Origin of the sequence: Paenibacillus wulumuqiensis, assembly GCF_000971965.1 — a bacterium.
Taxonomy (GTDB): Bacteria; Bacillota; Bacilli; order Paenibacillales; family Paenibacillaceae; genus Saccharibacillus; species Saccharibacillus wulumuqiensis.
On sequence record NZ_LAQP01000015.1, the window covers coordinates 145,088 to 158,670 of the forward strand.

The following is a 13,583-nucleotide window of genomic DNA, read 5'->3' on the forward strand; positions in this document are numbered from 1 at the left end:
AGAGATGGTGATTCACGTATGAATAGGTGTTCCACCGCATTGCCGCTTTTTCGGGAATCACCTATAATTTAATAATAGGTGTACATAAGGAGGAACTCATGAATATCAGTCAATTGGAGACATTATTGACCATTTCGCGGACGATGAGCTTCCGCAAGGCAGGTGAGTTGCTTAATCTGACACAGCCTGCGGTCTCCGCTCAGATCAAAAGCCTCGAAGATGAATTCAAGACCATACTCGTTAACCGCAACCAGCCGGTTACGTTAACCGATCAGGGTACTGTATTTCTAGAGCATGCCGAACAGATTCTGACCATTGTCGAGCAGCTTAAGCAGCGGCTGGCTGATCTGGACGAGACGCCCCAGGGACGCATTTTGCTCGGGACAACGACCTCAATTGCCATTCAGATTCTCCCACGGGTATTATCCTATTTCCAGAATCAGTTCCCGCTGATCAAGACGATGATTCATTCGATGTCTTCCTCCCAGGTCTATAACAGTGTAGAGAACGGGCTGGTGGATGTCGGTATCGGTTATCTGATCGAGCGCAATCCGAATCTGGAGACGTCCATCCTCTATTATGATATGTTCGAACTGGTCGTCTCGCCCCAGCATCCCCTGGCACGTACCCGCAAGGCCACGATTCATGATCTGGAGAACCTTCCCCTGATTATGCTGTCTCCGGATACGGTCGGCAGACGGTTTGTCGATGAAGTATTCAAAACACATGGCATTGAGCCGCAGGTCATGATGGAGCTGTCCAGCAGTGAGGAAGTGAAGCGAATGGTCGAGATTGATCTGGGCGCAGCGATCATTTCCAGACAGTCCATTACGAGTGAGCTCAAGCATGGAACGCTTGTCATGATCCCGATGCCGGAGTTTGAAGTCAGTCATCCGGTCGGCCTGATCTACAAGTCCGGCCGCTATCTCAATTCGGCGATGCGCCAGTTTCTCAATGATCTTAAGGGCATGCCGGAAGATCATTTTACGAGTCCGGAATAAATTAGCTAAAGGAGCGGTTGACGTATGAGATTTGACCTGCACACCCACCATTACCGCTGCGGTCACGCAGATGGTGATATTCGTGATTATATCGAGGCTGCGATTGCCGCAGACCTTCAGGTGATCGGCATTTCCGATCATACCCCCTATTTTGGTTCCGACGAGGAACAGCCTTTTCCCAATACAACCATGGGCAAAAGCGAATTGAAAAATTATGTACAGGAAGTACTGGATCTGCAAAAAGAATACGCCGGCAAAATTGACGTGCTGCTCGGCATCGAATCGGACTATTTCCCGGATCATGCGCAGCTGTATCAGCAGACACTGGCCCAGTACCCTTTTGACTATATTATTGGCTCCGTTCATTTCAGCGATGGCTACAGCATCTTTGACCGTACCCGCTGGGAAGGCATGGATACCGCAGCCCAGGTCGCTGCCAAATCGGAATATTTCCGCCTGATCGGCGAATCCGCCAAAAGCGGCATGTTCCAGATTCTCGGCCATATCGACGCCATGAAGAGCAACTATCCCGCCTTTACGGACATTCAGGCTCCCGAGGCGCTGGATCAGATGCTGCAGACGATCGCCGAATCCGGTGTAGCGATTGAAGTGAACACGTCGGGCAAGATCAAAGTATGCGGACTGTGGCATCCGGTGGATGATATTCTGGAGCGCGCGTATCATTTTGGGGTGGAAGTGTCCTTTGGCTCGGATTCGCACATTGCCCAGCGCGTTGGGGATGATTTCGATCTGGTCGCCCGCAAGCTGCGCGAGATCGGCTATACCGAATGGGTATATTACAAACAGAAGCAGCGGCAGGTTGTGGCGCTATAACCAAACAGCAGATAACATATTTATACGCAAAAAAAGAGGACCTGCCGAGTGCAGGTCCTTTTACATGTATCAAAAAGGGGGTCTTGCCATTTATCATAAAGCCAGCTTGTTAGAATCACGTTGCGACTGTATTGCAGTTGGATGACAAACAAGTAACTTTATGATGTCTGTGATTCGTCTGGTCTGCGCTGCAGGTTCACCAGCACAATACTTGCAGCAACAAGGCTCAGTGCCAAGAGCGCCCACAACGATATCTTCTCATCCAGCCATACCGCCGACAGTACCACCCCGAACAATGGAGTGAGAAACAGATACATGGAGACTTTGCCGACTTCATTGTATTTCATCACCATATTCCAGAGTGCAAAGGCTCCTGCCGAGACGACAGCCAGGTAGAACAGCATGCCGATCCCTATCAGATCCCAATGGAACGGAAAAGGCTCTCCCGAGGCACAGCCGAGCACCAGCAGGCCGAGACCGCCCCAGAACATCTGGCGGCCGGTCAGGCTGATCACCGGCTCTACCGCAGCCTCACGGCGTGCCAGCACGTTCCCTACGCCTCCAGACAGTGCCGACAGCAGCATCAGCAGCTCCGCGACTCCAAACACCAGCCGCAGTTCACTGCCCTGGGCCATGCCCATAACCGTAATACCCGAGAAACCGAGCAGCAGACCGATCCACTTGCGTGCAGACAGCTTTTCCGTACGTTCCATCCAGCGAACCGCCAGCAGCTGGAACAATGAAGTGGAGCCGGCAATAATGGACATCGTAATGCCCGAGCCGAGTCCCAGCGCCGCATACACCAGAATGTACTGCAGCAGCGTCTGCAGCAGCGCCAGCATACTGAGCCGTCCGGCCGGTATTTTGGTAATCTTCTGGCCGCGCGGCTTGAGCGCATAAGATAGCAGTATCAGCAGCAGACCGGCCAGCGTAAACCGATATCCGGCAAACAGCCACTGGGCAAACAAATCATGCGAACCAATGCCCAGATGCTGATAGCTCAGCTTGATAAACGGCAGTGCACTTCCCCACAAAATGACAGCGATCAGCGAGCTGACGAGTACACCGACAGGACTGGTGAACCAGCGTTGACCACTCATGAAGAGACGGAACCACCGAGATCCTCGCGTATATGCGGATGCATGGAAGCCCGCTCTTTGCGCAGCACAAATTCGCTGTTCGCTACAGAATACACAATGATCCCCATTTCCTGCCAGTAGCTCTTGATCCCCGGATTGGAAGGCGGCTGCTGACGCATTCCGTTTTTCTCCAGTACGCGGATAGACAGCTGGTTTTTGACATGGCAGCGTCCGACAATATGGGACAGACCCATATCCTCAAATCCGAAAGTGACCAGGCGGCCTACCGCCTCGGTCGCATAACCTTTGCCCCAGAACTGCTGACACAGCGCAAATCCGATCTCTGCCCGGGCCGCATGTTCATCCCAGCGCTGAAAAGAACATACGCCATATATTGTGCCATCTTCCTTGGAAGTAACGGCAAAATGAATGGAGGTCATACTGCGGAATGCTTCGTCCACTCTCCGTCCCAGACGGTCCGGCTGAAGTGCCTGGTATTCTTTGATCTGGGGAGAGCCATACAGATACGTAATGACCTGCGGATCACTGAGATATTCCCACCAGCGCTCAATATCCCCTGCGGTCAGACGACGCAGAATCAGCCGGTCGGTCTGCAGCTCGGGAATTCCTTTTTTCAATTCCTTTTTACTCAGCATCGCCATTCCTCTTTCCTCCCTGGGTTCAGGTCTGCAGTCCCCGGTATATGCCGGTACGCAGCTCCTTGATATAATAATCCAATGCCGGAATTCCCGCTGTCTGCGCATCCGCCACTGCCTGTTCAATATCATACGGCACACGGGCGAACTGCAGATAATAGGGAGATATCGCATTAGACAGATAGTCTCCTTCCAGAATAGCATAAGATGCCTCCGACAGGTCGAGCGGATTGCCCACACTGCCGGCATTAAACAGCATCCGGCCTTCCAGATACTGCAGATAGGCGTTGTGAATGTCTCCGTAGCCTACGATATCCGGGATGATCGGCGCTGAGGTCTCTTGCCCGGGTACAGGAGCAAACATCGCCAGACGCTGTTCTACCGGGTCCCATGGCTGCACGCGCTGGAATACACTTTCCGGAGAGGCGTGCACCAGCGAGACCATCCGTCCGCTCAGCATAAAGTCATGCCGCAGCGGCAGCGAATCCAGATAGTCGAGACGCTCGGTACCGAGACGCTCGGCATGCCAGCCGAACAGCTCATCATCTCCGCTCATCCGTACAATCAGCTCTTCCCAGTTGCCGCGGATCACGACTTCGCAGCGTTCCCGCACACTGTCGGTAATCCGGACCGAATCCGGTCCTTTGCCGACAATATCGCCCAGACAAAAAATACGCCGGATTCCACGGCGTTCGATATCATCCAGCACGGCCTGCCATGCAGGATAGTTGCCGTGAATATCAGATACAAGTGCAATACGTTCCATCGTTTTCCTCCATTTCCGGCGATGCTTATACCGTCTTTCTTTTCAGGGTGAAAATGGTCAATTCCGGACGGCACATCAACCGAACCGGAATCTGGGACATGCCGATCCCCCTGTTTACATAGAGCGGCAGCTGTCCTGTCGGTCCGGCCTGATACCAGCCCATAATATATTTGCGTGAGCCTCTCGGCGTAATGACCGCTCCGAACATCGGCAGCCGGATCTGACCGCCATGACTATGACCGGACAGCTGCAGATGAAAGTTCAGATCCGCCGGTATCCGGTCTGCATAGTCGGGTTCATGCATAAGCAGAATCCGGCAGGCTTCCGCGGGAATACCTGCCGCTCCTTTATGTATATCCGGATTGCCGAGCAGCTGATCATCCAGACCGGCAATCGCCAGTACGCCATCTTCCCGGCGAATCTGGTGGTTATCGTTCATCAGCATACGGAATCCGCCTTCTTCCATCATCCTCGATACGGCCAGCGCATCCTGCAGATAATCATGATTGCCCAGCACGGCATACTGGCCTAGCGGAGCCTTCATACGCCGTAGAGCGCCCACGCCGGGGCTCAGCGCTGCGGCATCATCGTCGACCATATCCCCGGTAAAGCAGATCATATCCGGCTGCTCGGCCATAATTACATCCGCCAGCTGCTCCAGATCCTTTTCATTTTTGCCGAGTCCAAGATGCATATCGCTGAACTGGATCAGCTTCATGCCGTTCAGACTGGCTGGCAGCTGCGGCAGCTCCATCTGGATATATACCTTTTCCAGCCAGTTCGGTTCGCCGAGCCATGTATACCCGGTGCCACCTGCTCCGAGTGCCGCCAGCGCAGCTGCACTGCCTTTGAGAAATTGCCTGCGGGTCATGGAATACAGATGGGACGGTATGAGAGAGCCGCCTCTGCTATGTGCAATGTCTATTTTATTATGATATTTCAGGCTGGGCCCCTCCTTCTCCACTCCGGCTGTCTTCAGCTCTATTCATTACAGACAGGCCTGCAGTACATGCAGGCGCTGTTATATATAATGATTATTTTGCCGAATCCTGAAGCCTTCGTCAAATTCGGAAGTTCCCGTCAGAACAAATCAGCTGTCTTTGGCCGGTTGAAACGTAATCTTCAGCTGCTGCTCTGCCGCCGCTTCATACGCTTCGGCGAGTCCGGACTTTCGGATATCCTCCTTGGATACTTCGCGGTAGATTAGCTGAACATCAACCGATTCCCGTAAAGGAAACGGACTCAGCGTGATGATTCCCGGCTCCTGCCATTGCGGCATAATCGTCTGGTGACCGGTAACATCCAGCTTTTTGCCGACAGCAAATCCGTCTTTCCACCAGTCCTGCTCCTCGCTCTTGTTGACACCCGGCTCATTCAGACAGGCATACAGCGACAGATCATCACACAGCTCCAGTACCGACCGGTGGTAGGCCAGCTCATCCTCTGCCGGAGAGAGCTGCTCCCGGATACGGTCCTGACGTTCCTTTTCTTCCTGCAAAAAGGCCTGGCAAAATGGATCTTCCTCGCCATAATGACTAACCAGCGCCGTATAATGCATACTCGCCAGCATCGCCCCGTAAGCACTCATCTCTTCCAGCTGGCTGATGCCATAGCGGTAAAAGACCAGCTTGGCCGGCTCCGGGAAATTCATGAAGGTATACGGCTTCTGCTCCGCATCATTCCATACCGGAATCTGATCCAGCGGAATCCAGCCCCGATCATGCTGTTCACAGCCCAGAATCACTTCATCCCAGCGCGTCGTCTCCCGGGTTGGGCCGGAATCCATATGTCTTGAGAATTCTCCGGACAGTCGTGCATGATCATGCTGACGGATCATAATAAAAGAATGTTCGCGCTCTCGGCATATCATAAGGATAACCCCTCTCTCTAACCGATTATGTAAAAGATTTATACCTAATATATATCCTCAACGATGCGTTTCCAACCAGCCCACCGCGTAATCGACCAGTCCTTGCTGGGACAGCAGCCTGGCATCCGCCTGACCCATTTTGCCCTGCTTCCACAGATGTGGACAATCCTCTTCGAAGTCACTGCCGATTCGGTCAAAATCATCCGAGTCAAAGTTCAGATCCTTGAACGTAATCCACTGTTTCCCGGATTCCGTCATGACCGGTGCATTCATCTCGATCTGCTTTTTGCCATTCCAGTCGGCCATGAATTCGGCCAGATGAATCGACGTATTGGTCAGATAATCCGTGCCCAGCATGAGCACATGACCATCCGCATCATACAGCTTCTGAAGCGGAGAATCACTGCCCAGCCCATAGTCCAGTCCATGATCGGCCATCCACTCGCGTGCATAGGGGCCGCGAGCGGCGAATGAGACATGGGGATGACTGCTGCGAATGACGCCTCTTTGCTTGCGGAACGTCTCCACTATGACCCCCATCCCTGTCGGTACAGTAAAATCAGGATCATAGGCGGGTGTGCTCTCACAGATCAGATCCCACCATTTGGGATCGGCAGGCGGATATTTCCACAGCTTGGGGTGTGTCAGCTGTGAAGTCTGCGTCGGCACCATCAATGTGCCTTCTTCTCCCAGCACATGCTCCAACGCCAGAATCACGGTCTCCGCGCCGCCGGGAATCCACCCTCCGATACTTTTCAAGGAAGAATGCAGCAGAATATTCATGCCTGCCGTTACGCCAAGCGCCCGGAATTCGGCAGTTAACTGGTCAAAGCTAATCGGTCTTTCACTAATCATATCGTCTTCCTCCGGTAATCATATGTATAAAAAAGCGGGCTTCCGCGTTATACGCGTCACCCGCTTGTGGGAAGAGCAGTCGCCTGCTCTTCGTATTATGCTGCTGGCTGTAGACTATTATACACTCAACCAGCGCTTGAACATACGTTTGTTGGTTTCTTTGTTCAGGTCGGCAATCGAAGTGGTGAGCGGAATTCCTTTTGGACAGGAACGCACACAGTTCTGCGAGTTACCGCAGGCTTCGATACCACCTTCGCCCATAATGGCATCCAGACGCTCTTCGGCGTTCATTTCACCTGTCGGATGGGCATTGAACAGACGAACCTGGGACAACGGCGCAGGGCCGATGAAGTCGGTTTTGTCATTCACATTCGGACAGGCTTCCAGGCAGACCCCGCAGGTCATGCATTTGGACAGTTCATACGCCCATTGACGTTTGTTCTCCGCCATGCGTGGACCCGGACCCAGATCATACGTGCCATCGATCGGAATCCATGCTTTTACCTTTTTCAGTGCACCGAACATCCGGCTGCGGTCAATGACGAGGTCACGGACAACAGGGAATGTCTTCATCGGCGCTACTGTGATCGGCTGCTCCAGCTTGTCGACCAGAGACGAGCAGGCCTGACGCGGCTTGCCGTTGATGACCATGGAACAGGCACCGCATACTTCTTCCAGGCAGTTCGATTCCCAGCATACCGGAGCGGTGTCTTTGCCGCCGCTGTTGACCGGGTTGCGCTGAATCTCCATCAGCGCACTGATTACGTTCATGCCGGGACGATACGGTAATTCAAATTCTTCCGTATAGGATGAGCCTTCCGGCTTGTCCTGACGGGTGATGACAAACTTCACTTTGCGGCCGGTCTGCTGTGTGGTTTGATTCTCGGTTGAAACTGCTTCCGCCATGGGTAATGCCCCCTTCTATCATTCACATTAATCTGAGTGTTCATACGATATACTCACGACATGTCAATTGTATTCCAAGTGACGGCTCCGGACGGCTAATCAGCTTTTGGAGTAGTCACGCACACGAGGAGGGATCAGGGACACATCGACTTCTTCATATGAAATCTGTGGTCCATCCGGTGTCCAGGTGGCTTTGGTTGTTTTGAGGAAGTCTTCATCGTTACGGACCGGGAAGTCAGGCTTGTAGTGGGCTCCGCGGCTCTCGTCACGCAGCAGCGCACCGAGGGTCATCGCTTCAGCCAGTTCCAGCATGTTCCACAGCTGACGGGTAAAGGCCACTCCCTGGTTGGTCCAGCGGGAGGAGTCATTCACGTCAATGCTGCCATAACGCTGTTTGAGTTCCTTAATCTTATTTATCGTCGCCTGCAGCTTATCATTGTAGCGTACAACCGTCATATTATCCGTCATCCACTCGCCAAGTTCCTTGTGGATCACGTAAGCATTTTCTTTACCATTCATGCCAAGCAGACGCTCATATTTCTCTTCCTGCTGCTTGCGCGCCTGGTCGAACAGGCTTGTTGGCAGATCGGCAGAGGATTTTTTGAGGCCTTTGACATATTCGACCGCTTTCGGTCCCGCTACCATACCGCCGTAGATCGCGGACAGCAGGGAGTTGGCTCCGAGACGGTTGGCACCATGATACTGGTACTCGCACTCGCCGGCAGCGAACAGACCCGGAATATTGGTCATCTGGTTATAATCGACCCACATGCCGCCCATGGAATAATGGACTGCCGGGAAGATCTTCATTGGAATCTTGCGTGGATCATCGCCCATGAATTTCTCATAGATCTCGATAATGCCGCCGAGTTTGACGTCGAGTTCTTTTGGATCTTTGTGGGACAGATCCAGGTAGACCATATTCTCGCCATTAACGCCGAGCTTCTGGTTAACACAGACGTCGAAGATTTCACGGGTAGCGATATCACGCGGCACCAGGTTACCGTAGGAAGGATATTTCTCCTCCAGGAAGTACCATGGCTTGCCATCTTTGTACGTCCAGATCCGTCCGCCTTCACCACGAGCCGATTCGGACATCAGGCGCAGCTTGTCGTCGCCGGGAATGGCTGTCGGGTGAATCTGGATAAACTCACCGTTGGCATAATGAACGCCCTGCTGATACACAGCGCTCGCTGCCGTACCGGTGTTGATGACCGAGTTGGTCGTTTTGCCGAAAATAATACCAGGACCACCACTCGCCAGAATAACCGCATCGGCGCCAAACGTAACGATTTCCATGGAGCGCAGATTCTGAGCGGAAATACCGCGGCAGACGCCTTCATCATCCAGTACGGCATTCAGGAATTCCCAGTTTTCGTACTTGGTCACGAGGCCGGCTGTCTCCCAGCGGCGCGCCTGCTCATCGAGTGCGTACAGCAGCTGCTGACCGGTTGTTGCACCAGCAAAAGCGGTACGGTGATGCTTGGTGCCGCCGAAGCGGCGGAAGTCCAGCAGACCCTCCGGGGTACGGTTGAACATAACGCCCATCCGGTCCATGAGGTGAATGATACCAGGTGCGGCATCACACATCGCTTTGACCGGAGGCTGGTTGGCGAGGAAGTCACCACCGTACACGCTGTCATCGAAATGCAGCCACGGTGAGTCGCCTTCCCCTTTGGTATTAACTGCACCGTTGATGCCGCCCTGCGCACATACGGAGTGCGAACGCTTCACCGGTACGAGTGAGAATAAGTGAACGTGAACGCCGGCTTCCGCCGCTTTAACGGTAGCCATCAGACCGGCCAGACCGCCGCCCACGATAATGATATTGGATGTTGCCATAAGAAATTACCCTCCCCTTTAACCTGCTTGCCCCTGACTGGCTGTGAATGCCATTCGCTGCATACCGTCACACCCTTTCAGGCACTGCAGACGATACAACGAAATGGACTGCACAGCAGCAGGGTCATTTATGCGATAAAATGACGAATGCTTTGAAATGCAACGGTTGGGTCTTGGAATTCCATATTACGGAATGCTACCAGAGACAGAACGAACATAATCGATACGATCACAAACAGCGCCATACAGATGTATGAAGAAACGCGCTGCGATCTTGGTCCTACCGTGATCCCCCAGGTAACGAGGAACGACCAGAGTCCATTGGCAAAGTGGAACGAAGCCGCTACCACACCAATCGTATACAGCACGAATGTTGCCGGATTGGTGACGATATTGTGCATGACTCCACCCAGCTGCTCATGCGTTACATTACCAAGCGCAACCTGGAAGCGGGTATCGTATACGTGCCATGCGATGTAGATAAAAGTAATAACACCGGTCACACGCTGAAGCGTATAGCGCCAGTTGCGCTCATTTCCATAATGAGCATTGTTCGGCTTGGCCTGATATGCGATATACAGACCATAGATGCCGTGATAGAGCAGCGGAAGGAAAATAAAAAAGGTCTCCAGAACCAGTACAAGTGGCAGACCATTTAGAAATTCCACTCCGGCATCAAAAGATTCCTTTCCTCCTTCATAGGCAGAAAAGTTGGTGATCATATGCTCCAGAAAAAATAAACCGAGCGGAATGACCCCGAGCAGCGAATGCAGCCTTCTGGCGTAAAAGCCTTTCATGAATGACGTTCCCCTTTCCTAATAAGAGCGTTTTCATATCGACAGGCATATTGAAATGCCGCCTAGACCCGGACGGACAGGCAAGTATCGGACCTCTGTCCATCCTTGCTAGGAAGTTCCCCATCTTCCGTAGCTTTACAGCTTGTTCACGACTGTAAATAAGGTGTCCAATTATGCAATATCTTTCTTCCGTGAAAAGATATTCACATAACGTTCGTATGTGAACAAGTTGTGTCGCTTTTTATGTTACTCTAATTTGGCTTATAATGGAATTGCAATATAATTATTAAATGTTATAACTTTTTTGCATAAGAGAGGAGATTATTTCCCAGATGATAGAAGATTTAGATGTTTTTGCTGTCGTTGTCGAGCAATCCAGTCTGAATCAAGCGTCCCGGCTGCTGAATTTATCACAGCCTGCACTCTCCCGCAAAATAGCCAAATTGGAGTCACAATTGGGGGTTGCCCTGTTTAACCGCAACGGCAAACGGCTGGAGCTGACCGCTATCGGGCGGCTGACCTATACGTTTGCCCTGGAACAGCGTCAGCAGCAGCTGCGCTTCCTCCAGAGCCTCAACCGTTACAAGTCCGAGGAACAGACGACAGTGACGTTTGGAGCCAGCCTGACCACCCTGCAGACGACCATGCCCCCGCTCGTACGCAGCTTTACCGAGAAACATCCGTATGCCGAGGTCAAGCTCATTACAGGCAAGACGCACGAGATTGTCAATGACATTCGTGACAAACGTGCCGATATCGGCATCGTTGCTTCTTCCATCCATGAGTCGGGACTTGTCTGTGCGCCGCTGTTTGACGATCATCTGGAACTGGTACTGCCCAAAAGTCATATTCTGGCCAGCAAAAAGCAGCCCGACATGCAGGATCTGCAGGGGCTGCCGATGATTATGTTCTCCAAGGGTACCTGGTATCGCAAACTGATCGATGATGTCTTTCACCGATATATGATCATGCCGGATCTGCGCATGGAGATCGATTCGTTTGAGGCGATCGTACGGCTGCTGCCGATCTGTATGGCGGCAGCGCTGCTGCCCCGCTCCTATATCGGTGAACAGCTGCTGTCGAGCAACGAGCTGGTCTCTCTGCATATTCCGGAGCTGGAGCAGACACGCCGTACGACCTGCCTTATTTATAATGAAGCGGCCGAGCTGGGATCAGCGGCACGCCAGTGGATCGCCGATACGACCGCCCGGTTTGACGATTCCTCACGGATGATCAAGGATGCGAATATCCGTGTAGCCGATACGCCTCCCCGGCTCGAAAATGAAGAGTGGTCGCCATAGGATCATTTTCATTTGGCTGAATATCCCCGTACAAATATGATACCCTGCAGATGATCAGGCAGGTAATCAGCCGATCATGATCTTGCCTTCGGCATAGCGGAAAGGTTCTTTCTCCTGCTTTGGTGCCAGCGCATAAGCGAGCGTGATCAGCCCGACCCGACCGGCAAACATCAACAGGCAGATGAGCAGCTTGCCGACCACTGTCAAATGCGGTGTCAGTCCAAGTGACAACCCGACTGTACCGAATGCCGAAGTGACCTCGAACAATACGGTCAGGAAATCCGCCGTCTCTGTCATGCTGAGGATCATCGTCGCTGTCATGACCAGTACGAGCGCAAAGATAACAATTGTCAGCGCCTTGAAAATGCGTTCCTGACCCAGACGGAAGCGGAACAGCACGACATCCTTGCGTCCGCGCAGCATGGCAAGCACTGCGCCAAACATCAGCAGAATCGTCGTCGTCTTGACCCCGCCGGCCGTGGAACCCGGCGAACCGCCGATAAACATGAATATAATGGTCAGCAGCAGGGTGGCCTGCCGCAACTGGGTCAGATCAACCGTATTGGCTCCGGCTGTACGGGTCGTCGTGGAGTGGAACAACGACGCCCAGAACTTGCCGCCCCAGCCCAGTTTGCCGAGTGTCCCCGGATTGGAGAATTCGAACAGAAACACAAGCACAAATCCGGTTGTAAGCAGAATCCCTGTCATCAGCAGTACCGATTTGGTGTGCAGGGACAGTCTGCGATTTTTGCGGAATTCGATCAGGTCCGACAGTACCACAAATCCGAGACCGCCGAGTACAATCAGCAGAATTGCCACCAGATTCATGATCGGATCGTCAACATACCCGGTCAGACTCCGGTAATCACCAAACAGGTCAAACCCGGCATTGTTAAACAGCGATACGGCATGAAACATTCCAAAAAACACAGCCTGCCCGGGAGGATGATCCATCATCAGCCGCAGGCTGAACAGTACCGCACCGACCAGCTCAATCGCAAAGGAATAATAAAGTACCTTTTTGATCAGACGGACGATGCCCTCCATATCGCCCTGATTCATCGACTCCTGCAGAATCAGACGTTCCCGAAGGGAGATTCGGCGGCGGAATACCAGCGCAATCAGCGTCGCCATCGTCATAAAGCCCAGACCCCCGATCTGGATCAGACACATGATGACCGTCTGGCCAAAGGTAGTGAAAAATGTTCCCGTATCCACAACAACCAGGCCGGTTACACAGGTAGCCGACGTAGCGGTAAAGAACGCATTCAAAAAGCTCATTCCCACGCCGTCTTGATGCGACTCGGGCAGCATCAGCAGCGCGGTTCCCAGCAAAATAATGGTGGCATAGCCCAGCGCCAGAATACGCGGCGGCGTCCATGCTCTGGCATTGGGTTTTAACTTCAAATTCATCTTCAACGTATGTACACCTCTGTTCACTTTCATTAATGGTATTCATAAGCATCCATATGCGTGTATATTATGATAGCTTCACCTGTCGGATGTCTTTCTATCGCAGATATTGCCAATTGGGATGCTTAATGATTATAAGCCCTGTCTTACCGGACTACAAAGCTATTTTGCAATAGTTTACAGATTACGCTAAACTTGCATTATCTGCGCCTTTTTTCGCATTGTACCTGAATCCTTTCTTTATATAAAAGGCGACAGAACGG

The 13,583-nt window shown here is 52.4% G+C and carries 13 protein-coding genes; 3 read left to right on the top strand and 10 right to left on the bottom strand.

What is annotated here, in order from left to right:
- The first annotated feature begins 98 nt into the window (after positions 1-98).
- Both WH45_RS17935 and WH45_RS17940 read left to right on the top strand, forming a co-directional pair.
- Positions 99-1,001, top strand: coding sequence for a LysR family transcriptional regulator (locus WH45_RS17935; protein ID WP_046215803.1), 903 nt, complete (start codon positions 99-101; stop codon positions 999-1,001).
- A 24-nt stretch (positions 1,002-1,025) separates the two neighbouring features.
- Positions 1,026-1,835 (top strand): histidinol-phosphatase, encoded by an 810-nt coding sequence (locus tag WH45_RS17940; protein WP_046215804.1) that lies wholly within the window; start codon positions 1,026-1,028, stop codon positions 1,833-1,835.
- Positions 1,836-1,993: 158 nt separating this feature from the next.
- Here the strand turns inward: WH45_RS17940 and WH45_RS17945 are convergent, their stop codons facing one another.
- The 9 genes from WH45_RS17945 to WH45_RS17985 form a co-directional block, all read right to left on the bottom strand.
- Positions 1,994-2,935: a DMT family transporter gene (locus WH45_RS17945; protein WP_046215805.1), complete on the bottom strand. Its 942-nt coding sequence runs from the start codon at positions 2,933-2,935 to the stop codon at positions 1,994-1,996.
- A complete protein-coding gene (locus WH45_RS17950; protein WP_046215806.1) occupies positions 2,932-3,576 on the bottom strand; it encodes a GNAT family N-acetyltransferase in 645 nt (214 codons plus the stop codon). The genes WH45_RS17945 and WH45_RS17950 overlap by 4 nt, the downstream gene beginning before the upstream one ends.
- A 19-nt stretch (positions 3,577-3,595) precedes the next feature.
- Positions 3,596-4,336: a metallophosphoesterase family protein gene (locus WH45_RS17955; RefSeq protein ID WP_046215807.1), complete on the bottom strand. Its 741-nt coding sequence runs from the start codon at positions 4,334-4,336 to the stop codon at positions 3,596-3,598.
- A 25-nt stretch (positions 4,337-4,361) separates the two neighbouring features.
- Positions 4,362-5,300 carry a metallophosphoesterase gene (locus WH45_RS17960; protein ID WP_152663589.1) on the bottom strand — a complete coding sequence of 313 codons (939 nt, stop codon included), beginning with the start codon at positions 5,298-5,300 and terminating at the stop codon, positions 4,362-4,364.
- A gap of 126 nt (positions 5,301-5,426) precedes the next feature.
- Positions 5,427-6,206, bottom strand: coding sequence for a DUF3891 family protein (locus WH45_RS17965; RefSeq protein ID WP_046215808.1), 780 nt, complete (start codon positions 6,204-6,206; stop codon positions 5,427-5,429).
- Positions 6,207-6,263: 57 nt separating this feature from the next.
- On the bottom strand, positions 6,264-7,061 hold the full coding sequence (locus tag WH45_RS17970) for an AAC(3) family N-acetyltransferase (RefSeq protein ID WP_046215809.1): 798 nt from the start codon (positions 7,059-7,061) through the stop codon (positions 6,264-6,266).
- Positions 7,062-7,178: 117 nt separating this feature from the next.
- Positions 7,179-7,967: a succinate dehydrogenase iron-sulfur subunit gene (gene sdhB, locus WH45_RS17975; RefSeq protein WP_046215810.1), complete on the bottom strand. Its 789-nt coding sequence runs from the start codon at positions 7,965-7,967 to the stop codon at positions 7,179-7,181.
- Between the two features lie 99 nt (positions 7,968-8,066).
- Entirely contained in the window at positions 8,067-9,809 is a 1,743-nt protein-coding gene (gene sdhA, locus WH45_RS17980) for a succinate dehydrogenase flavoprotein subunit (RefSeq protein ID WP_046215811.1), read from the bottom strand.
- 128 nt (positions 9,810-9,937) lie between these two features.
- Complete coding sequence (locus WH45_RS17985) at positions 9,938-10,606, bottom strand: succinate dehydrogenase cytochrome b558 subunit (RefSeq protein WP_046215812.1); 669 nt, start codon at positions 10,604-10,606, stop codon at positions 9,938-9,940.
- Positions 10,607-10,938: 332 nt separating this feature from the next.
- Between WH45_RS17985 and WH45_RS17990 the strand changes: the two genes are divergently transcribed.
- Positions 10,939-11,907 carry a LysR family transcriptional regulator gene (locus tag WH45_RS17990; RefSeq protein WP_046215813.1) on the top strand — a complete coding sequence of 323 codons (969 nt, stop codon included), beginning with the start codon at positions 10,939-10,941 and terminating at the stop codon, positions 11,905-11,907.
- A gap of 66 nt (positions 11,908-11,973) precedes the next feature.
- Here WH45_RS17990 and WH45_RS17995 read toward each other — a convergent pair whose 3' ends face one another.
- The gene (locus WH45_RS17995) at positions 11,974-13,320 is read right to left on the bottom strand and encodes a TrkH family potassium uptake protein (RefSeq protein WP_046215895.1); all 1,347 of its coding nucleotides are present in this window, start codon (positions 13,318-13,320) and stop codon (positions 11,974-11,976) included.
- Positions 13,321-13,583: the final 263 nt, after the last annotated feature.

What these genes read in the sequence shown, in the direction of transcription:
- WH45_RS17935 (WP_046215803.1), top strand. Translation starts at nt 99, where the DNA reads ATGAATATCAGTCAATTGGAGACATTATTGACCATTTCGCGGACGATG.
- WH45_RS17940 (WP_046215804.1), top strand. Translation starts at nt 1,026, where the DNA reads ATGAGATTTGACCTGCACACCCACCATTACCGCTGCGGTCACGCAGAT.
- WH45_RS17945 (WP_046215805.1), bottom strand. Translation starts at nt 2,935, where the DNA reads ATGAGTGGTCAACGCTGGTTCACCAGTCCTGTCGGTGTACTCGTCAGC.
- WH45_RS17950 (WP_046215806.1), bottom strand. Translation starts at nt 3,576, where the DNA reads ATGGCGATGCTGAGTAAAAAGGAATTGAAAAAAGGAATTCCCGAGCTG.
- WH45_RS17955 (WP_046215807.1), bottom strand. Translation starts at nt 4,336, where the DNA reads ATGGAACGTATTGCACTTGTATCTGATATTCACGGCAACTATCCTGCA.
- WH45_RS17965 (WP_046215808.1), bottom strand. Translation starts at nt 6,206, where the DNA reads ATGATATGCCGAGAGCGCGAACATTCTTTTATTATGATCCGTCAGCAT.
- WH45_RS17970 (WP_046215809.1), bottom strand. Translation starts at nt 7,061, where the DNA reads ATGATTAGTGAAAGACCGATTAGCTTTGACCAGTTAACTGCCGAATTC.
- sdhB (WP_046215810.1), bottom strand. Translation starts at nt 7,967, where the DNA reads ATGGCGGAAGCAGTTTCAACCGAGAATCAAACCACACAGCAGACCGGC.
- sdhA (WP_046215811.1), bottom strand. Translation starts at nt 9,809, where the DNA reads ATGGCAACATCCAATATCATTATCGTGGGCGGCGGTCTGGCCGGTCTG.
- WH45_RS17985 (WP_046215812.1), bottom strand. Translation starts at nt 10,606, where the DNA reads ATGAAAGGCTTTTACGCCAGAAGGCTGCATTCGCTGCTCGGGGTCATT.
- WH45_RS17990 (WP_046215813.1), top strand. Translation starts at nt 10,939, where the DNA reads ATGATAGAAGATTTAGATGTTTTTGCTGTCGTTGTCGAGCAATCCAGT.
- WH45_RS17995 (WP_046215895.1), bottom strand. Translation starts at nt 13,320, where the DNA reads ATGAATTTGAAGTTAAAACCCAATGCCAGAGCATGGACGCCGCCGCGT.